Origin of the sequence: Streptomyces thermocarboxydovorans (assembly GCF_039524635.1) — a bacterium.
GTDB classification, from domain to species: Bacteria; Actinomycetota; Actinomycetes; order Streptomycetales; family Streptomycetaceae; genus Streptomyces; species Streptomyces thermocarboxydovorans.
On sequence record NZ_BAAAGU010000017.1, the window covers coordinates 69,113 to 89,558 of the forward strand.

At 71.7% G+C, this 20,446-nt stretch carries 12 protein-coding genes and 2 pseudogenes; 10 read left to right on the plus strand and 4 right to left on the minus strand.

From position 1 onward, the window contains the following. Positions 1–28 precede the first annotated feature (28 nt). The 4 genes from lgt (at position 29) to ABD198_RS10475 (ending at position 8,459) form a co-directional block, all read left to right on the plus strand. Entirely contained in the window at positions 29–1,027 is a 999-nt protein-coding gene (gene lgt / locus ABD198_RS10460; RefSeq protein WP_425580449.1) for a prolipoprotein diacylglyceryl transferase, read from the plus strand. 273 nt (positions 1,028–1,300) lie between these two features. Further along, positions 1,301–2,032 carry a VIT1/CCC1 transporter family protein gene (locus tag ABD198_RS10465; protein WP_343999679.1) on the plus strand — a complete coding sequence of 244 codons (732 nt, stop codon included), beginning with the start codon at positions 1,301–1,303 and terminating at the stop codon, positions 2,030–2,032. 375 nt (positions 2,033–2,407) lie between these two features. Beyond that, complete coding sequence (gltB, locus tag ABD198_RS10470; RefSeq protein ID WP_343999725.1) at positions 2,408–7,003, plus strand: glutamate synthase large subunit; 4,596 nt, start codon at positions 2,408–2,410, stop codon at positions 7,001–7,003. Beyond that, entirely contained in the window at positions 6,996–8,459 is a 1,464-nt protein-coding gene (locus tag ABD198_RS10475; RefSeq protein ID WP_343999681.1) for a glutamate synthase subunit beta, read from the plus strand. The genes gltB and ABD198_RS10475 overlap by 8 nt, the downstream gene beginning before the upstream one ends. 237 nt (positions 8,460–8,696) lie before the next feature. Here ABD198_RS10475 and ABD198_RS10480 read toward each other — a convergent pair. The 3 genes and pseudogenes from ABD198_RS10480 to ABD198_RS10490 all read right to left on the minus strand — a co-directional run. Next, positions 8,697–9,014 (minus strand): annotated as a pseudogene (locus ABD198_RS10480) (acyl-CoA dehydrogenase family protein); the annotation flags it as partial. Then, a pseudogene (locus tag ABD198_RS10485) lies at positions 9,014–9,739 on the minus strand (acyl-CoA dehydrogenase family protein); the annotation flags it as partial. The pseudogenes ABD198_RS10480 and ABD198_RS10485, both read right to left, overlap by 1 nt. Positions 9,740–9,884: 145 nt before the next feature. After that, the gene (locus ABD198_RS10490) at positions 9,885–10,784 is read right to left on the minus strand and encodes a hypothetical protein (protein ID WP_343999683.1); all 900 of its coding nucleotides are present in this window, start codon (positions 10,782–10,784) and stop codon (positions 9,885–9,887) included. Between the two features lie 141 nt (positions 10,785–10,925). On the opposite strand from ABD198_RS10490, the gene ABD198_RS10495 reads away from it, so the two are divergent. From ABD198_RS10495 to ABD198_RS10510, 4 genes are all read left to right on the plus strand, one after another. Next, entirely contained in the window at positions 10,926–11,309 is a 384-nt protein-coding gene (locus ABD198_RS10495; RefSeq protein ID WP_343999685.1) for a chorismate mutase, read from the plus strand. 166 nt (positions 11,310–11,475) lie between these two features. Then, complete coding sequence (locus ABD198_RS10500) at positions 11,476–11,946, plus strand: response regulator (RefSeq protein ID WP_343999687.1); 471 nt, start codon at positions 11,476–11,478, stop codon at positions 11,944–11,946. Between the two features lie 88 nt (positions 11,947–12,034). Continuing rightward, a complete protein-coding gene (pepN, locus tag ABD198_RS10505) occupies positions 12,035–14,530 on the plus strand; it encodes an aminopeptidase N (RefSeq protein WP_343999689.1) in 2,496 nt (831 codons plus the stop codon). 259 nt (positions 14,531–14,789) lie between these two features. Next, a complete protein-coding gene (locus tag ABD198_RS10510) occupies positions 14,790–16,184 on the plus strand; it encodes a lysine N(6)-hydroxylase/L-ornithine N(5)-oxygenase family protein (RefSeq protein WP_343999691.1) in 1,395 nt (464 codons plus the stop codon). A 24-nt stretch (positions 16,185–16,208) separates the two neighbouring features. On the opposite strand, the gene ABD198_RS10515 is transcribed toward ABD198_RS10510, so the two are convergent. Continuing rightward, complete coding sequence (locus ABD198_RS10515; RefSeq protein ID WP_343999693.1) at positions 16,209–18,014, minus strand: bifunctional metallophosphatase/5'-nucleotidase; 1,806 nt, start codon at positions 18,012–18,014, stop codon at positions 16,209–16,211. A gap of 139 nt (positions 18,015–18,153) precedes the next feature. On the opposite strand from ABD198_RS10515, the gene ABD198_RS10520 reads away from it, so the two are divergent. Both ABD198_RS10520 and pyk read left to right on the plus strand, forming a co-directional pair. Then, positions 18,154–18,834 carry an SIMPL domain-containing protein gene (locus ABD198_RS10520; RefSeq protein ID WP_343999695.1) on the plus strand — a complete coding sequence of 227 codons (681 nt, stop codon included), beginning with the start codon at positions 18,154–18,156 and terminating at the stop codon, positions 18,832–18,834. Positions 18,835–18,992: 158 nt separating this feature from the next. Further along, positions 18,993–20,426, plus strand: coding sequence for a pyruvate kinase (gene pyk, locus ABD198_RS10525; RefSeq protein WP_343999697.1), 1,434 nt, complete (start codon positions 18,993–18,995; stop codon positions 20,424–20,426). Positions 20,427–20,446: the final 20 nt, after the last annotated feature.

Here is a 20,446-nt window from a genome sequence, read left to right on the forward strand (position 1 = left end):
GGTCCGGCACGGTAGCGTCGACCTTGCCATGGAACTTGCCTACATTCCCAGCCCGTCGAGCGGGGTGCTGTACCTCGGCCCCGTTCCGCTGCGCGGCTACGCGTTCTGCATCATCATCGGCGTCTTCGTAGCCGTCTGGCTCGGCAACAAGCGCTGGATCGCCCGGGGCGGACGGGCCGGCACGGTGGCCGACATCGCTGTCTGGGCCGTCCCGTTCGGCCTGATCGGCGGAAGGCTCTACCACGTCGTCACGGACTACGAGCTGTACTTCAGCGAGGGCCGCAACTGGGTGGACGCCTTCAAGATCTGGGAGGGCGGTCTCGGCATCTGGGGCGCGATCGCCCTCGGCGCGCTGGGCGCCTGGATCGGCTGCCGGCGCCGGGGCATCCCGCTGCCCGCCTACGCCGACGCGGTCGCGCCGGGCATCGCCCTGGCGCAGGCGCTCGGACGCTGGGGCAACTGGTTCAACCAGGAGCTCTACGGGCGGGCCACCGATCTGCCGTGGGCGCTGGAGATCACCTCCTCCGCGGACGGGCGGGTGCCCGGCACCTATCACCCGACGTTCCTGTACGAGTCGCTGTGGTGCGTCGGCGTCGCGCTGCTGGTGATCTGGGCCGATCGCAGGTTCCGGCTGGGGCACGGGCGGGCGTTCGCACTGTATGTCGCCGCGTACTGCGTGGGCCGCTTCTGGATCGAGTACATGCGGGTCGACGAGGCCCACCACATCCTCGGTCTGCGGCTGAACAACTGGACGTCGGTGCTGGTGTTCCTGCTGGCGGTGCTCTACATCGTGCTGTCCGCCGGGAAGCGGCCCGGCCGCGAGGAGGTCGTGGAACCCGCCGCCGCCGGCTCCCCGGGCTCCACGGGCGAGGGCGAGGAGGCCGCCGGGGCCGCCGACGGCGAGGTGTCGCTGCGCAAGCGCAAGGACACTGCCGCGGACGCGCACGCGGACGAGGACGCGGACGAGGACGAGGACGAGGCCGAGGCCGCCGACAAGGACGGGGCGGGGTCGGCGAAGAAGCGCTGACCGTCCGCCGTACGCACGCGCGAGGGCGCCCGGAGACTCTCCGGGCGCCCTCGGTGTGTCCGCGGGCGGCCACGGCACCCGTGCCCGGCGTCACCCGGCCGGCGTGCTGTCGAGGCCCTGTGCGAGAGTTCATGCGGTGATCCGCAACGGCAAAACCGCAGGTTAGCCCAGCCTTTCCTTGCTGGCGGCGGGCTCGCCGGAGGCGTAGATTGGGGGTCGTCGAAAAGTAGAACTAGTCCAAAGAGTGGCGACCCGACGACTCTGGGGGACCGTATGGCCATCATCGAGACCGAAGCCGTCCTGCACGACGCCCACCGCGACAACCACACGCACCGGGACGTCAACGGCGGCTGGCTGCGGCCCGCGGTGTTCGGCGCCATGGACGGCCTGGTCTCCAACCTCGCCCTGATGACCGGCGTCGCCGGCGGCTCGGTGAGCCAGCAGACCGTGGTGCTCAGCGGCCTCGCCGGGCTCGCGGCCGGCGCCTTCTCCATGGCCGCCGGCGAGTACACCTCCGTCGCCTCCCAGCGCGAGCTGGTCGAGGCCGAGCTGGACGTCGAGCGCCGTGAGCTGCGCCGCCACCCCAAGGACGAGGAGGCCGAGCTCGCCGCGCTCTACCAGGCACGCGGGGTCGAGCCCGAGCTGGCGCGCGAGGTGGCCCGGCAGCTGTCCAGGGACCCCGAGCAGGCGCTGGAGATCCACGCCCGCGAGGAGCTGGGCATAGACCCCGGCGACCTGCCCTCGCCCTCCGTCGCCGCCCTGTCCAGCTTCGGCTCCTTCGCGCTGGGCGCCCTGCTGCCCGTGCTGCCCTATCTGCTCGGCGCCGGCAGCATCTGGCCGGCCGTGGCGGTGGCGCTGCTCGGTCTGTTCCTGTGCGGTGCCGTGGTGGCCAAGGTGACGGCGCGGACCTGGTGGTTCAGCGGGCTGCGGCAGCTCGCCCTCGGCGGGGCCGCGGCCGGTGTGACGTACGCCCTGGGCTCGCTGTTCGGAACGGCCGTAGGATGATCGGGCCCGGTACTATGCGAGAGCCCGCATAGATTTTCATTACTCGCTGGTTTCGACCGCGTGACGACTGGGCATGAGCCGTAAGCACTGCGGGCAATGAGGCCCGGCAGTGCGACCGTGGAGCGGGCGACGAAGCCCTCTCCGCGCCTCGGGCCGGCGGACACGGATCTGTCCCGCCCGGTCCCCACGACTTCCACCGCCAGGCGCGCAACCCTGCCGCGACCCCCCGGCGGTGTCCGCATGCTGGAATGGGATATCCCGGTTCCCGAGAACCAGTCCATCATGTAACCTGCGTGAAATTTCGCATCCCAACGCAGAGGGCCAACGTCGTCCCTCGGCACCTGCACATGCCACATGACGACGACGGGAGAGCCGATGCGTACGCCGCGCCAGCCGTCCCAGCACTCCGTGAATGGCCAGAACTGGTCCTTCATGGATGCTCGCCCTGCTGCGCAGGGTATGTACGACCCCCGCAACGAGCACGACGCCTGCGGCGTCGGCTTCGTCGCCACCCTCACCGGCGAGGCGTCCCACACCCTGGTCGAGCAGGCCCTGACCGTCCTGCGCAATCTCGAGCACCGCGGAGCCACCGGCTCCGAGCCGGACTCCGGTGACGGTGCCGGCATCCTCTCCCAGGTCCCGGACGCCTTCTTCCGCGAGGTGGCCGGATTCGAGCTGCCCGAGGCCGGCGCCTACGCCGTCGGCATCGCCTTCCTGCCCACCGAGGGCACCGACGAGGCCGCCGCCCGGATCGAGGCGATCGCCGGCGAGGAGGACCTCAACGTCCTCGGCTGGCGCGAGGTCCCGGTCACGCCCGACCTGCTCGGCTCCACCGCCCGCTCCACCATGCCGGTCTTCCGCCAGCTCTTCGTCGCCGACGGCCAGAGCAAGGGCATCGACCTCGACCGCAAGGCCTTCGTGCTGCGCAAGCGCGCCGAGCGCGAGGTGAACGTCTACTTCCCCTCGCTGTCCGCGCGGACGATCGTCTACAAGGGCATGCTGACCACCGGCCAGCTCGAGCCGTTCTTCCCGGACCTGTCCGACCGCCGCTTCGGCACCGCGATCGCCCTGGTCCACTCCCGGTTCTCCACCAACACCTTCCCGTCGTGGCCGCTGGCGCACCCCTACCGGTTCGTGGCGCACAACGGTGAGATCAACACCGTCAAGGGCAACCGCAACTGGATGCGCGCCCGCGAGTCCCAGCTGATGTCCGACCTGTTCGGCACCGGCAAGGACCTGGCGCGGATCTTCCCGGTCTGCACGCCCGACGCCTCCGACTCCGCGTCCTTCGACGAGGTGCTGGAGCTGCTGCACCTCGGCGGGCGCTCGCTGCCGCACTCCGTGCTGATGATGATCCCGGAGGCGTGGGAGAACCACGAGTCCATGGACCCGGCCCGGCGCGCCTTCTACCAGTACCACTCCACGATGATGGAGCCCTGGGACGGCCCGGCCTGCGTCACCTTCACCGACGGCACCCAGGTCGGCGCCGTGCTCGACCGCAACGGTCTGCGCCCCGGCCGCTACTGGGTCACCGACGACGGGCTGGTCGTCCTCGGCTCCGAGGTCGGCGTCCTCGACATCGACCCGGCCAAGGTCGTCCGCAAGGGCCGTCTGCAGCCCGGCCGGATGTTCCTCGTCGACACCGCCGAGCACCGCATCATCGAGGACGACGAGATCAAGGCCCAGCTGGCCGCCGAGCACCCCTACGAGGAGTGGCTCGAGGCCGGCGAGATCGAGCTGTCGGACCTGCCCGAGCGCGAGCACATCGTGCACACCCACGCCTCGGTCACCCGCCGCCAGCAGACCTTCGGCTACACCGAGGAGGAGCTGCGCGTCATCCTGGCGCCGATGGCCAAGTCCGGTGCCGAGCCGATCGGTTCGATGGGCACCGACTCGCCGATCGCCGCGCTCAGCGAGCGCCCGCGGCTGCTGTTCGACTACTTCACCCAGCTGTTCGCGCAGGTCACCAACCCGCCGCTGGACGCGATCCGCGAGGAGCTGGTCACCTCGCTGCGCAGCTCGCTGGGCCCCGAGGGCAACCTGCTGGAGCCGACGGCCGCCTCCTGCCGCAGCGTCGTGCTGCCCTTCCCCGTCATCGACAACGACGAGCTGGCCAAGCTCATCCACATCAACGCCGACGGCGACATGCCCGGCTTCAAGGCCGCGACGCTCTCCGGCCTGTACCGGGTGCACGGCGGCGGCGAGGCGCTGGCCGCGCGGATCGAGGAGATCTGCGCCGAGGCCGACGCCGCCATCGAGAACGGCGCCCGTCTGATCGTCCTGTCCGACCGGCACTCGGACGCCGAGCACGCGCCGATCCCCTCGCTGCTGCTCACCGCGGCCGTCCACCACCACCTCATCCGCACCAAGCAGCGCACCCAGGTGGGCCTGCTGGTCGAGGCCGGTGACGTCCGCGAGGTCCACCACGTCGCCCTGCTCATCGGCTACGGCGCCGCCGCCGTCAACCCGTACCTGGCGATGGAGTCCGTCGAGGACCTGGTCCGCGCCGGCACCTTCCTGCCCGGCATCGAGCCGGAGAAGGCCATCCGCAACCTGATCCACGCGCTCGGCAAGGGCGTGCTGAAGGTCATGTCCAAGATGGGCATCTCCACCGTCGCCTCCTACCGCGGCGCCCAGGTCTTCGAGGCCGTCGGTCTCGACGAGGCCTTCGTGGACAAGTACTTCAACGGCACCGCCACCAAGATCGGCGGCGTGGGTATCGACGTCATCGCCAAGGAGGTCGCCGCCCGCCACGCCAAGGCCTACCCGGCCTCCGGCATCGCCCCGGCGCACCGCGCGCTGGAGATCGGCGGCGAGTACCAGTGGCGCCGCGAGGGCGAGCCGCACCTGTTCGACCCGGAGACGGTCTTCCGCCTCCAGCACTCCACGCGCACCGGCCGCTACGACATCTTCAAGAAGTACACCGAGCGCGTGAACGAGCAGTCCGAGCGGCTGATGACGCTCCGCGGGCTCTTCGGCTTCAAGAGCGACCGCAAGCCCGTGCCGATCGAGGAGGTCGAGCCGGTCTCCGAGATCGTCAAGCGGTTCTCCACCGGCGCCATGTCGTACGGCTCCATCTCCCAGGAGGCGCACGAGACCCTCGCCATCGCCATGAACCGGCTGGGCGGCAAGTCCAACACCGGTGAGGGCGGCGAGGACCCGGAGCGCCTGTACGACCCGGAGCGCCGCTCGGCCATCAAGCAGGTCGCCTCCGGCCGCTTCGGCGTGACCAGCGAGTACCTGGTCAACTCCGACGACATCCAGATCAAGATGGCCCAGGGCGCCAAGCCCGGCGAGGGCGGCCAGCTGCCCGGCCACAAGGTCTACCCGTGGGTGGCCAAGACCCGGCACTCCACGCCGGGCGTGGGGCTGATCTCCCCGCCGCCGCACCACGACATCTACTCCATCGAGGACCTCGCCCAGCTGATCCACGACCTGAAGAACGCCAACCCCCAAGCGCGCATTCACGTCAAGCTGGTCTCCGAGGTCGGCGTCGGCACCGTCGCCGCGGGCGTCTCCAAGGCCCACGCGGACGTGGTGCTGATCTCCGGCCACGACGGCGGCACCGGCGCCTCGCCGCTGACCTCGCTGAAGCACGCCGGCGGTCCCTGGGAGCTGGGCCTGGCCGAGACGCAGCAGACGCTGCTGCTCAACGGCCTGCGCGACCGGATCGTGGTGCAGACCGACGGCCAGCTCAAGACCGGCCGTGACGTGGTCGTCGCCGCGCTGCTCGGCGCCGAGGAGTTCGGCTTCGCCACCGCGCCGCTGGTCGTCTCCGGCTGCGTCATGATGCGCGTCTGCCACCTGGACACCTGCCCGGTCGGCATCGCCACCCAGAACCCGGTGCTGCGCGACCGCTTCTCCGGCAAGGCCGAGTACGTGGTGAACTTCTTCGAGTTCATCGCGCAGGAGGTCCGCGAGCTCCTCGCCGAGCTGGGCTTCCGCTCCATCGACGAGGCCGTCGGCCACGCCGAGGTCCTCGACGTCACCCGTGCGGTGAACCACTGGAAGGCCCAGGGCCTGGACCTGGCCCCGCTGTTCCACGTGCCCGAGCTGCCCGAGGGTGCCGCCCGCCACCAGGTCGTCCCGCAGGACCACGGTCTGGAGAAGGCGCTCGACAACGAGCTGATCAAGCTCGCCGCCGACGCGCTCTCCGCGTCCGGTGCCGAGCAGGCCCAGCCGGTGCGCGCCCAGGTGCCCATCCGCAACATCAACCGCACCGTCGGCACCATGCTCGGCCACGAGGTGACCAAGAAGTTCGGCGGCGCGGGCCTGCCCGACGACACCATCGACATCACCTTCACCGGCTCCGCCGGCCAGTCGTTCGGCGCCTTCATCCCGCGCGGTGTCACGCTGCGCCTGGAGGGCGACGCCAACGACTACGTCGGCAAGGGCCTGTCCGGCGGCCGGATCATCGTCCGGCCGGACCGCAGCGCCGACCACCTCGCCGAGTACAGCGTCATCGCGGGCAACACCCTCGCCTACGGCGCCACCGGCGGCGAGATGTTCCTGCGCGGCAAGGTCGGCGAACGCTTCTGCGTGCGCAACTCCGGCGCGCTGGTCGTCTCCGAGGGCGTGGGCGACCACGGCTGCGAGTACATGACCGGCGGTCACGCGGTCGTCCTCGGCGAGACCGGGCGCAACTTCGCGGCCGGCATGTCCGGCGGCATCGCGTACGTGATCGACCTCGACCGGGACAACGTCAACGCCGGCAACCTGGACGCCGTCGAGGCGCTGGACGAGGCCGACAAGCAGTGGCTGCACGACGTCGTCCGCCGTCACCAGGAGGAGACCGGATCCACCGTCGCCGAGAAGCTCCTGGCCGAGTGGGACACGGCGGTCGAGCGCTTCAGCAAGATCATCCCCAAGACGTACAAGGCAGTGCTCGCCGCCAAGGACGCCGCCGAGCGAGCCGGTCTCTCCGAGTCCGAGACCCACGAGAAGATGATGGAGGCGGCGATCAATGGCTGACCCGAAGGGCTTTCTGAACCACGGCCGCGAGGTCGCCAAGTCCCGTCCGGTCGAGGAGCGCGTCAAGGACTGGAACGAGGTCTACGTCCCCGGCTCCCTGCTGCCGATCATCAGCAAGCAGGCCAGCCGGTGCATGGACTGCGGCATCCCGTTCTGTCACAACGGCTGCCCGCTCGGGAACCTCATCCCCGAGTGGAACGACTACGCCTACCGCGAGGACTGGCAGGCCGCGTCCGAACGGCTGCACGCCACCAACAACTTCCCAGAGTTCACCGGGCGGCTGTGCCCCGCTCCGTGCGAGTCGGCGTGCGTGCTCGGCATCAACCAGCCGCCGGTCACCATCAAGAACGTCGAGGTCTCGATCATCGACAAGGCGTGGGAGTCCGGCAACGTCGCGCCGCAGATCCCCGAGCGCCTGTCCGGCAAGACCGTCGCGGTCGTCGGCTCCGGCCCGGCCGGTCTGGCCGCCGCCCAGCAGCTGACCCGGGCCGGCCACACGGTCGCCGTCTACGAGCGCGCGGACCGCATCGGAGGCCTCCTCCGGTACGGCATCCCGGAGTTCAAGATGGAGAAGCGGCACATCAACCGCCGTATCGAGCAGATGCGCGCGGAGGGCACCAAGTTCCGCACCGGCATCGAGATCGGCCGGGACATGCCGGCGACCGCGCTGCGCAAGCGGTACGACGCCGTGGTCCTCGCCGTCGGTGCCACCACCCCGCGGGACCTGCCGGTGCCGGGCCGCGAGCTCAAGGGCATCTACCAGGCCATGGAGTACCTGCCGCTGGCCAACAAGGTGCAGGAGGGCGACTACGTCACCTCTCCGGTCTCGGCCGAGGGCAAGCACGTCGTGGTGATCGGCGGCGGTGACACCGGCGCGGACTGCGTGGGCACCGCCCACCGACAGGGCGCGGCCTCCGTCACCCAGCTGGAGATCATGCCCCGCCCGAACGACGAGCGGGACCCGGTCACCCAGCCGTGGCCGACCTTCCCCATGCTCTACAAGGTCACCAGCGCCCACGAGGAGGGCGGCGAGCGGGTCTACTCCGTCTCCACCACCCACTTCGAGGGCGACGAGGACGGCAACGTCCAGTGGCTGCACATGACCGAGGTGGAGTTCGTCGACGGCAAGCTCCGGCAGAAGCCGGGCACCGAGCGCAAGATCCCGGCCCAGCTGGTCACGCTGGCCATGGGCTTCACCGGCACGGACCGGGAGAACGGCCTGGTCGAGCAGTTCGGCCTGGAGCTGGACGAGCGGGGCAACATCGCCCGCGACGCCGACTTCCAGACCAATGTGCCCGGCGTGTTCGTCGCCGGTGACGCGGGCCGCGGCCAGTCGCTCATCGTCTGGGCGATCGCCGAGGGCCGGTCCGCCGCACGGGCCTGCGACCGGTACCTGACCGGGGCCAGCGACCTGCCGGCGCCGATCCGCCCGACCGACCGGGCCCTGGCGGTCTGACGGCCCTGTCGGGCCGACACCCGCACAACCCCCATAAGCGTCCCGCACAAAGGCGTGCGGAACACTGACGGCGCCTGCCTCCCGTCCCCGACCGGACACTGGGCAGGCGCCGTCGCACGTCCGGACGCGCTACGGCCGGGGTGTCAGCCGCTGTCGGCAACCCGGCCCGAGAAAGTCAGCCGCTGTCGGCAACCCGGCCCGAGAAAGTCAGCCGCTGTCGGCAACCCGGCCGGAGAACAGGCGCTCCACGGGCTCCGGTCCGGTGAGCAGGACGGCCGCCACCACCGTCTCCACCAGCGGACCCGGCATCGCATGCCGGCCCAGCTCCACGAAGGCGACGGCCAGATCGGCGGGGCGACGCCCCAGCCCGCCGTACTCCTCGGGCACCGCGAGCCCGAACACCCCCGCCTCCGCGAGGCGGACCCACAGCTTGCGGCCGCCCTCCCGTTCGCCGCGGCTCCAGTCCCGTATCACCGCCGGGGTGCCGGCCGCGGTGAGCAGGGCGTCCAGCGAGGCGGCGAAGGCGCGTTGCTCCGGGTCGGGGAGGAAGCGCATCAGCGGCGTCCCTTCGGCAGGCCGAGCAGCCGCTCGGCGATGATGTCGCGCTGGATCTCATTGGTGCCCGCGTAGACGGGGCCGGCCAGGGCGAAGACGTACCGCTCGGCCCACTCGCCCTCCGCGAACTCTCCTCCCGGGCCCAGCAGATCGAGCGCCGTCTCCTGCACGGAGAGGTCGTACTCGGACCAGAACACCTTGTTCAGGCTGGTCTCGGGGCCCACCCGTTCGCCGTCCAGGAGCCGGGAGGCGGTGGCGTACCCGGCGAGCTGATACGCGCGGGCGCCGATCAGGGCGTCGGCCACCCGTTGCCGGGCCCAGGAGGGGCTGCCGTGCGAGCGCCACAGCTCCCGCAGGGCCCGCGCGGCGGCGAGATAGCGGCCGGGGGAGCGCAGCATCAGGCCGCGCTCGCCGGCCGCGGTGGACATCGCGATCCGCCAGCCCTCGCCCGGCGCGCCGATCACGTCCCGGTCCGGCACGAACACGCCGTCCAGGATCAGCTCCGCGAAGGCCGGCCTGCCGTCCAGGCGGGCGATCGGACGCACCGTCACCCCCGGGGCGCGCAGGCCGAACATCAGGTACACCAGGCCCAGATGGGGTCGCGGGGCGTCCGGATCGCTGCGGAACAGCCCGAAGGCGGCGTCGGCGAAGGCCGCCCGCCGCCTCACCCCCGAGGAGGCGGGCGAGACCGCCCGCACCCTGCTGGCGGCGGCCCGAGACCCGGAGCCGGTGTACGGAGCCCGCTGACCGGGGGCCACTGACCAGGGCCCACTGCGCAAGGCGCACGGACTGAGGCGCACGGACCGGGGCACCTGCCGGGGCCGGCCCCCGTCACCGCCTCAGGTGTCGGGGCCGCCCCCCGTCACCGTCTCACGTGTCGCACTCCAGCACCGTCCGGCACAGCCCGCAGCGGGCCCGCACCCGGCCCCGGACCGGGATCCGGATGCGCTGGTGGCAGGTCGGGCACGGGAAGGACACCCGCAGCGGGCCGTGGCTGTCCGGGGTGAACGCGTACGGCGCGTCGGCGCGGGACGGCGCGGCGCCGGGAAGGTCCTGGGCGTGCCGGCGGTCGCGGGCGTAGCGGCGGCGGCCCGCCCAGCCCGCCGCCGTCAGCGGGGGTTGCTGCTCGTCGCGGCGGGCCAGCGCCAGGCCCTTGCCGTACGCCTCGTACGCCTGCGGGCTGGTGAACCACACCGCGGGGTCCTCGCCGATCAGCAGCGACCGCTTGGCCAGCACGTACCCGAACTCCTCCGGGGTGAGATACCCCAGCTTCTGCGAGGACGCCCCGTCCTCCCGGAACGCGTCCAGCAGCAGCCAGCCCGCGCCCAGATAGGTCGCCGCGGTGTCGGTGAGGATCTCGTTGTCCCGCGTGCCGGGGAACGACAGCCCCAGGCGGTGCAGATACACATGCATCACCTCGTGCGCGAGGGCCGCCCCGATGTCCCGCCGGTGCGTGCGGAATCGGTCGTTCAGCTCCACGAAGTACTCGGGGCCGGAGGTGAGTTCGATGTTCGCCGCATGCGTCATCTCGCGGAAGCAGACCACCAGCCGCGCGTCCGGCAGCCGGTAGTGCCGCACGATCTCCCGCGCCACCCGGTGCGCGCCCAGATGCAGGTCGTCCACGTCGGAGAAGGCCACGTCCGCCGGGGCGACGCTGGTGTCGAAGGTGCGGATCGTCTCGTACGACAGGCGCCGGTACAGCGCGGTGACGGCCGCCCGCACCGTCTGGAGATGTGGGTAGCCGTGCTCGACCGGTCCGCCGTTCGCCACGCCTCACCCCCGGACGCCTGAACCCGTCTTCCACTGTACGGGCCGTCCGCCCGCCCGCACCGGAGGCGAGCGGCGCGGGCCGTTACCAGGTGATGAGACGGCCCGCTGCCGGGCGCCCCGTGCGCCGTAGGCTGGCCCACCATGACCACCAGCAACACCGGTTCCCCGGCCGGCGGGATCGACCCGGCCGTGCAGGAGGAGCTCACCCGGCTGCGGGACAGCATCGACAACATCGACGCGGCCGTCGTCCACATGCTCGCCGAGCGCTTCAAGTGCACCCAGCAGGTCGGCCGGCTCAAGGCCGAGCACCGGCTGCCGCCCGCCGACCCGGCCCGCGAGGCCCGCCAGATCGCCCGGCTGCGCGCCCTCGCCGAGGACGCCAAGCTCGACCCGGCCTTCGCCGAGAAATTCCTCAACTTCATCGTGGCGGAGGTGATCCGCCACCACGAACGGATCGCCGACGACACCCTCAACGGCTCGGCCCGCACCGGCGGCCGGCCCCGCACACCCGCCCCGGGGGAGTGACAGGGCGGCCCGCGCGCGGCATGCTGCTGTGCACTCCCCGTCAGCCGACGAGCACCACGCGTCAGCCCCAGGGGATGCCCGCACCCCCGAGGACAGCACACACGGTCCAGGCCCGGTCCACCAGCCGGACCGCACACCGGTCCCTTACGAGGAGGGACGGTCCGCCATGCAGCCGGATGCCCGCATCCTCATCGTCGACGACCACAAGGACAGCCTCTACGCACTGGAGAGCGCCCTGGCCCCGCTGGGCCATCCGCTGGGCCGGGCCACCACCGGCGACGAGGCCCTCAAGCAGATCCTGCGCGGGAACGTGGGCCTGCTGCTCCTCGACGTCCGGGTGCCCGGCGCCGGCGGTCTGGAGGTCGTGCGCTACACGCGGCGCCTGGAACAGACCCAGCACATCCCCGTGATGCTGCTCACCGCCTTCGGCCGCGACCCGGAGCTGAGCGCCGCCGCCCAGGGCCTCGGCGTCGCCGACCTCGTCGCCAAACCCGTCGACCCCTGGATCCTGCGCCTCAAGGCCGGCCATCTGTACCGGGCGTACCGGCAGCGGCGGGCCCTGGAGCGCGAGATCCTCGAACTGCGCGCCCAGCTGCACGCCGCGCACACCGACCGGCTGGAACGCGACCGGACCTGAGCCGTCCGCCGCCGCCCGCCCCCGGCGCGGAGGGACAAAGGGGTGTGAACCGATCCGCCTCTGTGCCGGGAAAGCGACATCAGGCAGCATGGCCTGCATGTCCGTACTGACGCGCGACGAAGCGCAGAACCGTGCACAGCTCCTCGACGTCCACCGCTACACCGTCGAACTCGATCTGACCACCGGCGACGAGACCTTCGGCTCCCGCACCCTGATCCGGTTCACCGCACGCACGGACGCGGACACCTTCGTCGAGGTCAAGCCCCACGAGCTGCGCTCCGTCACCCTCGACGGCGAGCCGCTGGACACCGGCAGCCTCGACGGCAACCGGCTGCCGCTGAAGAACCTCACCGAGGGCGAGCACGAGCTGCGCGTCGACGCCGTGATGCGCTACTCCCGCACCGGCGAGGGCATGCACCGCTTCACCGACCCCACCGACGGGGAGACCTACGTCTACACCCAGATGTTCCTGGACGACGTGCAGCGGGTCTTCGCCGCCTTCGACCAGCCGGACCTCAAGGCCGTCTTCGAGCTGACGGTGAAGGCACCCGAGCACTGGACCGTCCTCGCCAACGGCATCACCGAGCACACCGGCGACGGCCTGTGGCGGGCCGCCGCCACCCCCCGCATCTCCACCTACCTCGTCGCCGTCGCCGCCGGCCCCTGGCACTCCGTGCGCACCGAGCACCGGGGCCTGCCCTTCGGCATCCACTGCCGCCGCTCGCTCGCCCCCCACCTCGACGCGGACGCCGAGGAGATCCTCGGCATCACCCGGGCCTGCTTCGACCGCTACCACGAGAAGTTCACCGAGCCGTACCCGTTCGACTCCTACGACCAGGCCTTCGTCCCCGAGTTCAACGCGGGCGCCATGGAGAACCCGGGCCTGGTCACCTTCCGCGACGAGTTCGTCTACCGCTCCGCCGTCACCGACACCGAGCGGCAGACCCGCGCCATGGTCATCGCGCACGAGATGGCCCACATGTGGTTCGGCGACCTGGTCACCCTCAAGTGGTGGGACGACATCTGGCTCAACGAGTCCTTCGCCGAGTACATGGGCTACCGGACCACCGCCGAGGCCACCCGCTTCACCGGCCCGTGGACCGAGTTCGGCGTCACCCGCAAGGCCTGGGGCTACGACGCCGACCAGCGCCCCACCACCCACCCCGTCGCACCCGAGGCGGTCCACGACACCGCCTCCGCCCTCCTCAACTTCGACGGGATCTCCTACGCCAAGGGCGCCAGCGCCCTGCGGCAGCTGGTGACCTGGCTCGGCGAGGAGGACTTCCTCGCCGGCATCAACACCCACTTCGCCCGGCACCGGTTCGGCAACGCCACGCTCGCCGACTTCATCGACTCCCTCGCCTCGGCCACCGACCGCGACGTGCACGCCTGGGCCGACGCCTGGCTGCGCACCACCGGCGTCGACACGCTCACCGCCGCCGTCGACGCCGTGCCCGGCCGGTGGACCCTCGCCCTGGACCGCGACGGCAGCCGCCCGCACCGGGTGACCGTCGGCGTGTACGACCGCGACCTCGGCGACGGGCGCACCCTGGTGCTGCGCGAGCGTTACGAGACCGACGTGCCGCCCGCCGCCGAGCCCGAGCCGCGCCCCGGCACCCGGCCCGCCCTGGTCGTCCCCAACGACCTGGACCTGACCTACGCCAAGGTCCGCCTCGACGAGACCTCCCTGGAGACCGCCCTGCGCGGCCTGTCGGGCATCCCGGACGCGCTCACCCGGGCCGTCGTCTGGAACAGCCTGCGCGACATGGTCCGCGACGGCGAACTGGCCCCCTCCGACTACCTGGCCACCGCCTCGGCCCACCTGCCCGAGGAGACCGACCTCGCGCTGGTGCAGGGCGTCCTCGCCTTCGCCGCCGGGCACATCGCCGACCGGTACCTGGAGCCGAAGGAGCGGCCCACCGCGCTGAGCGCCCTCACCTCGCTGTGCCGGGACGTCATCCGCCGCACCGAGGACGGCGACCACCCCGGCCTGCGGCTGATCGCGGTACGGCACTTCATCTCCGCCGCCGCCCACCCCGACACCATCGCCGCCTGGCTCGCCGAGGGCACCGTGCCGGGCGGGCCCGAGCTGGACCCGGAGCTGCGCTGGCGCATCCTCGCCCGGCTCGCCGTGCTCGGCGCCACGGACGAGGCCGCCATCGCCGCCGAACTGGAACGCGACCCCAGCGCCACCGGCCAGGAGGGCGCCGCCCGCTGCCGGGCCGCCCTGCCCGACGAGGACGCCAAGGCCCGCGCCTGGGAGACGATGTTCCACTCCGACGAGGTGTCCAACTACCAGTTCACCGCGACCGCCCAGGGCTTCTGGCAGCCCGAGCAGGCCGACCTGGTCCGCCCCTATGTGGCCCGCTACTACCAGGACGCAGTGAAGCTCGCCGCCCGGCGCGGCCCCGCCATCGCCGTCGCCACCGGACGCTGGGCCTTCCCCGTCCACGAGGTCGACCCGGACCATCTGGAGCTCGGCGAGCGGTGCCTGCGCGAGCACGACCCGGTCCCCGCCCTGCGCCGCACGCTCGCCGACCAGCTCGACGACCTCGCCCGCGCGCTGCGGGTCAGGCAGGCGTAGCGAGAACCGGGGCCGGGCGACGTATCCCCGGCCCCGGTTCGCTCGTTGGGTTCGTCGGGCGCGGCACACCGGCCGCGCACCCGCGGGAGAAGTCCCGTGCCGCGTCCGGGAGGACAGCCCATGCGACGGCCACCCCCACCGCGATGTCCTTCATGCCCCCCGGGCACCTCCCCTCAGGAACCGGCGCGGTGCTCAGCGTAGGGAAACCCGGCCGGCCTCCCCGGCGACGTTCACCGCATCTGCCAGGAAGGAACCCCCGTTGACCACGCCACTCCGCGACCTCGTCGGCATCGGCATCGGCCCCTTCAACCTCTCCCTCGCCGCCCTCGCCCACCCCCTGACCGGGCTCGACGCCGTCTTCTACGACCAGCGCCCCGAGTTCACCTGGCACCCCGGCCTGCTCCTCGACGACGCCACCGTCCAGGTGCCGTTCCTCGCCGATCTGGTCACCCTCGCCGACCCCACCAGCCCCTTCAGCTTCCTCAACCACCTGAGGGACCGCGAACGCCTCTACCCGTTCTACTTCGCCGAGACGTTCCACATCCGCCGCACCGAGTACGACGCCTACTGCCGCTGGGTCGCCGGGCGGCTGCCCGCCCTGCGCTTCGGCCACCAGGTGGACGCGGTGCGCTGGAACGCCGAACGCGAGCTGTTCGAGGTGGACTTCACCCAGCTCGGCGCCGACGGCGAGGCCGAGGCCCTGGGCCGCACCCACACCCGCAACGTCGTCCTCGGCGTCGGCACCGAACCCCATGTGCCCGACCCGCTCAAGCCCCTGGTGGACGCCCCCCGTGTGCTGGTGATCCACTCCGACGACTACCTCGCCCACCGCGACGCGCTGCTCGCCGCGGGCCACGTCACCGTCGTCGGCACCGGGCAGTCCGGCGCCGAGGTCTTCCAGGACCTGCTGCGCCGGCGCCCCGCCGGCCGGGAACGGCTGCACTGGATCGGCCGCACCGGGGCGTTCGCGCCCATGGAGTACTCCAAGCTGGGCCTGGAGCACTTCACCCCGGACCACACCCGCTACTTCCACGCGCTGCCCGAGGAGGTCAGGGACCGGCTGGTGCCCGCCCAGTGGCAGCTGCACAAGGCCATCGACGCCGGCACCATCGCCGCCATCCACGACGAGCTCTACCGGCGCACCCTCGGCGGCGGCTGGCCCGACACCGTCCTCACCCCCGGCGTCCGGGTGCGCACCGCCGGACGCCTCGGCACCGCGCAGATCGAACTCCATCTGGAGCACGTCCAGCAGGGCACCCGCTCACGCCTGACCACGGACGCCGTGGTCCTCGCCACCGGCCACCGGCCGCGCACCCTGGACCGCCTCCTGGCCGGCCTCGACCCGTATCTGCGCCGCGACGGCAGCGGCCGCCCGTGCGTCGACGAAAGCTTCCGCCTGGTCCTGGACCCGTCCGTCACCGGCGCCGTCCATGTCCAGAACGCCGAGATCCACACGCACGGCGTCGGCGCCCCCGACCTCGGGCTGGCCGCCTGGCGCAGCGCCGTCATCCTCAACTCCCTGACCGGCAGGGAGGTCTACCCGATGCCGGCCCGCACCGCCTTCACCACCTTCGGACTGTCACCGGAGAGACGGCAGGTCCCGCCCGCCCGGGGCGAGGCCGTACGGCTCACCCCGCTGGCGGACGGGACCTGAGGAAGGGGGATCCGGCGCGGACGGTCAGAACACCGGCGTGCCGTCCCGCGTCAGCCGCCAGTCCACCGAGGCGAAGTCCTTCGGGTCCAGCACGCCCTTGGCCGTCACCCACTCCGCGATCCGGGTGCGGATCTCGGTCGACTCCGACCACAGCTCGGGAGCCGAGGCCACATGCGGGAAGGCGCCGCCGCCGTTGGCCCGGTAGTTGTTCACCGCGAACACGAACTGCTGCTCGTCGTCCAGCGGGGCACCGTCGAAGGAGAGGTTCTTGATCCGTGAGCCGGCCGGCTGGGCGATGTCGATGTCGTAGGTCAGCCCGGAGACGTAGTCGTAGTTGTAGTCCGGACGGCCGTTCGCGTTGGTCAGCTTGTCCACGTCCACCGGGGCGCCGGGCGCCGTCTGCACGAAGTACTCGGCGGAGTACTCCAGGTACGCCCGCACCTGCGCGCCCGTCATCAGCTTGGCGACCAGGGTGTTGTCGTACACGTACAGGCTCGACAGGTCCCGGATGGTCACCTCGCCGGCCGGGATCTCGGAGGTGCGCGAGAACGGCGACGCCTGCGAGAGCACCGGCAGCGAGGCGTGCTCGGTGCCGGCCAGCGCGGCCCGGACGACGTCCTCCTGCACCTTGGTGATCAGGTCGACGATCGGCGCGTCCTTGTAGCGGGCCTCGACCGTGGTCAGCGTCTCGGTGGCGGTGCCGACCACCTGGTTGACGTACTCGACGACCTTGCGGTGCTCGTCGGTGAGCAGCTTGGTGATCCGCGGGTCGTCCTCGACCGTGCGGGAGTCCCGCAGGGAGGCCTTCACCGACTCGACCTGCCAGCGGCCCCGCTCGAAGACCAGCTCGAAGTCGAAGAGGGTGAGCCGCTCGGCGAAGCACAGCGGCTCCGACAGCACGACCTCCTTGCCGGTCTTCTCGTTCACCACCCGCATCTCGGGGATCTCGGTATGCGCGTGCCCGACCAGGATCGCGTCGATGCCGGGCACCTGCCGGGCCACGTTCGCCGCCGCGTTCTCCACGTGCGGCAGCTGGTCCCCGTAGGAGGAGGTGCCCGACGTCCCGGAGTGCGCCGACACCACCACGACGTCCGCGCCCATCGACCGCAGCCTCGGCACCCACTCGGCCGCCTGCTCCTCCAGGCCCGGGAACGTCAGCTTGCCCTGCACATAGGCCTTGTCCCAGATCGCGATGCCCGGGTTCGTCAGGCCCAGCACCGCCACCTTCAGCGGCGGCGCGCCCTTCACCCGGAAGGTCTTGATGAAGTACGGCGGGAACGCCGGCCGCAGCGTCTTCGCGTCCAGCGCGTTCGCCCCGAGGAGCGGGAAGTCGCACTGCTCCTCGAACTTGCGCAGGGTGTCGATGCCGTAGTTGAACTCGTGGTTGCCGAGCGCCACCGCGTCGTACCCGATGGCGTTCATCGCCTGGGCCATCGGATGCACCGGGCCGCCCTCGGCGGTGATCGGGTCGACCTTGGCGTAGTAGTAGGTCAGCGGGGTGCCCTGGATGGTGTCGCCCGCGTCCAGCAGCAGCGTGTTGCCGGGGCCCTTCTCCTCGCGGACCTGGTTCACCAGCGTGGAGATCCGGGCCAGGCCCTGGGCGTTGCCGTCCTTGTCGGTGTACTCCGCGTCCTTGTAGTAGTCCCAGTTGAAGACGTGCCCGTGCAGGTCGGTGGTGCCCATCACGGTCAGCGCGTACCGCTTGGGCCGCTTCTTGCCGTGCCCCGCCTCTGCGGCCGCCGCCGGGGAGGCCTGCACGGCCGCGGCCAGCGCCACCCCTGCTCCCGTCACGGCGGACCTCTCCAGGAACTTCCGGCGGTTCAACGGCATGTCAGCTTCCCCTCGTGCAGCGGTCACTCGGACGGTCCACGTCGCAACGCGCGTAGACACGTCCGCAGATTCTGACCTGAACACGCCCATCCGCAACAGTCCCCTCACATTGCGATCCGGTGACCGGCACACTGGCCCCATGACGGCCACCCCCTACGGCACCCCCGAGACCCCCCACCTCACCGTCCGCGGCGAGGCCGACCTCGACGTGGCCCCCGAGCTCGCCGGCATCGGCATCACCCTCACCGTCCGGGGCCGCGAGCGCCGCGGCGCCCTGGACGACCTCACCCGCCGCAACGCCTCGGTCCTCGAGCTGATCAAGAGCCACGGCGAGGCCGTGGAGCGCCTGGAGACGGGCTCCCTCACCGTCGCCCCCGAACTAACCCGGCACGGCCGCAGCGAACGCGTCCGCACCTACCACGGCACCGTCCGTCTCACCGCCGAACTGGGCGACTTCGCCGCCCTCGGGGAACTGGTCACCCGCCTCGCGGATCTGGAGCTCACCCGCGTCGACGGCCCCTGGTGGGCGCTGCGCCCGGACTCCCCGGCGTACGCCGGGGCCCGCCGGCAGGCGGTGCACGACGCCGTGCAGCGCGCCCGCGCCTACGCCGAGGCCCTCGGCACCTCCCTGGCCGCCCTCATCGAGCTGTCCGACACCGGCACGGAGCTGCCCCGTCCGCCCGCCTTCGCCGCCCGCGGCATGGAACCGGCCGCGTTCGCCGGGGAGGCCGCGCCCCCGCCACTCGACCTCGAACCCCAGCGCCAGCACCTGCACGCCGAGGTCACCGCCCGCTTCACCATGCAGCCGCCAAAGCTGTGAGCCGCTGACGGCAGCCTCCGGGCGAAGAGGCGCCTGTGCGGACGCCTCCTAGAACCGCCTTTCGAATTCAATTCCTGTCAACAGCCCTTCATCGCCCGTCCGTTGGCCGGCCACGCGCAACTCCCTGACTACCCATCGGTAAGCCATAGGCTCAGCCCATGCGCCGAGCGAAAATCGTCTGCACACTGGGGCCCGCCACCGACTCCTACGACCGGATCAAAGCGCTGGTCGACGCGGGGATGGACGTCGCCCGCTTCAACCTCAGCCATGGCACGCACGCCGAGCACGAGGCGCGGTACCGCCACGTCCGCAAGGCGTCCGACGAGACCGGCCGCAGCGTCGGCGTCCTCGCCGACCTTCAGGGTCCGAAGATCCGCCTCGGTCGTTTCGCCGAAGGTCCGGTACTGCTTGAACGCGGCGACACCTTCACCATCACCGCCGAGGACGGCGTGGAGGGCGACCGCCACCTCTGCGGCACCACCTACGCGGGGCTCGCCGAGGACGTCACTCCCGGTGAGCGCATCCTCGTCGACGACGGCAAGGTCACCCTCAAGGTCACCGAGGTCGACGGCCCCCGGGTGCGCACCACCGTGCTCGAGGGCGGCGTGATCTCCGACCACAAGGGCCTCAACCTGCCCGGCGTCGCGCTCTCCGTCCCCGCGCTGTCCAAGAAGGACGAGGACGATCTGCGCTGGGCGCTGAGGACCGGCTTCGACCTGGTCGCCCTGTCCTTCGTCCGCTCCGGACGGGACATCAGGGACGTCCACCGGGTCATGGACGAGGAGGGCCGCCGCCTCCCCGTCATCGCCAAGACCGAGAAGCCGCAGGCCGTGGAGAACATCGACGAGATCGTGGCCGCCTTCGACGGCCTGATGGTCGCCCGCGGGGACCTCGGCGTGGAGATGCCGCTGGAGCAGGTGCCCATCGTGCAGAAGCGCGCGATCAAGCTGGCCAAGCGCAACGCCAAGCCGGTGATCGTCGCGACCCAGATGCTGGACTCGATGATCGACAGCGCCCGCCCCACCCGCGCCGAGGCCTCCGACGTGGCCAACGCGGTCATCGACGGCACGGACGCGGTGATGCTCTCCGGCGAGACCAGCGTCGGCAAGCACCCGGTGGAGACGGTCCGCACCATGGCGAAGATCGTGGCGGCGGCCGAGGAGGACATCCTCGCCAAGGGCCTGCCGCCGCTGACCGAACGCAACAAGCCCCGCACCCAGGGCGGGGCGGTGGCCCGTGCGGCGGCGGAGATCGGCGACTTCCTGGGCGCGAGGTTCCTGGTCGCCTTCACACAGTCCGGCGACACGGCCCGCCGGATGTCCCGCTACCGCTCGCCCATCCCGCTGCTGGCCTTCACCCCGGAGCCGGCCACCCGCTCGCAGCTCAGCCTGTCGTGGGGAGTGGAGACGTTCCTCGGCCCGCACGCGGACTCGACGGACGCCATGGTCGACCAGGTGGACGAGCTGCTCAGCCAGTACGGACGCTGTGACCGGGGGGACGTGGTGATCATCACGGCGGGCTCACCGCCGGGGGTGACGGGCTCCACCAACATGGTCCGCGTTCACCGGATCGGCGAAGACGACAACCCCTGAGCGGCGACCTTGGAAACCGG

Coding starts and splice junctions, on each gene's coding strand:
- ABD198_RS10515 (WP_343999693.1), bottom strand. CDS start 18,014: ATGCCGTTGAACCGCCGGAAGTTCCTGGAGAGGTCCGCCGTGACGGGA.
- ABD198_RS10495 (WP_343999685.1), top strand. CDS start 10,926: ATGACCACCAGCAACACCGGTTCCCCGGCCGGCGGGATCGACCCGGCC.
- ABD198_RS10475 (WP_343999681.1), top strand. CDS start 6,996: ATGGCTGACCCGAAGGGCTTTCTGAACCACGGCCGCGAGGTCGCCAAG.
- ABD198_RS10465 (WP_343999679.1), top strand. CDS start 1,301: ATGGCCATCATCGAGACCGAAGCCGTCCTGCACGACGCCCACCGCGAC.
- pyk (WP_343999697.1), top strand. CDS start 18,993: ATGCGCCGAGCGAAAATCGTCTGCACACTGGGGCCCGCCACCGACTCC.
- pepN (WP_343999689.1), top strand. CDS start 12,035: ATGGCCTGCATGTCCGTACTGACGCGCGACGAAGCGCAGAACCGTGCA.
- ABD198_RS10500 (WP_343999687.1), top strand. CDS start 11,476: ATGCAGCCGGATGCCCGCATCCTCATCGTCGACGACCACAAGGACAGC.
- gltB (WP_343999725.1), top strand. CDS start 2,408: ATGCGTACGCCGCGCCAGCCGTCCCAGCACTCCGTGAATGGCCAGAAC.
- ABD198_RS10520 (WP_343999695.1), top strand. CDS start 18,154: ATGACGGCCACCCCCTACGGCACCCCCGAGACCCCCCACCTCACCGTC.
- lgt (WP_425580449.1), top strand. CDS start 29: ATGGAACTTGCCTACATTCCCAGCCCGTCGAGCGGGGTGCTGTACCTC.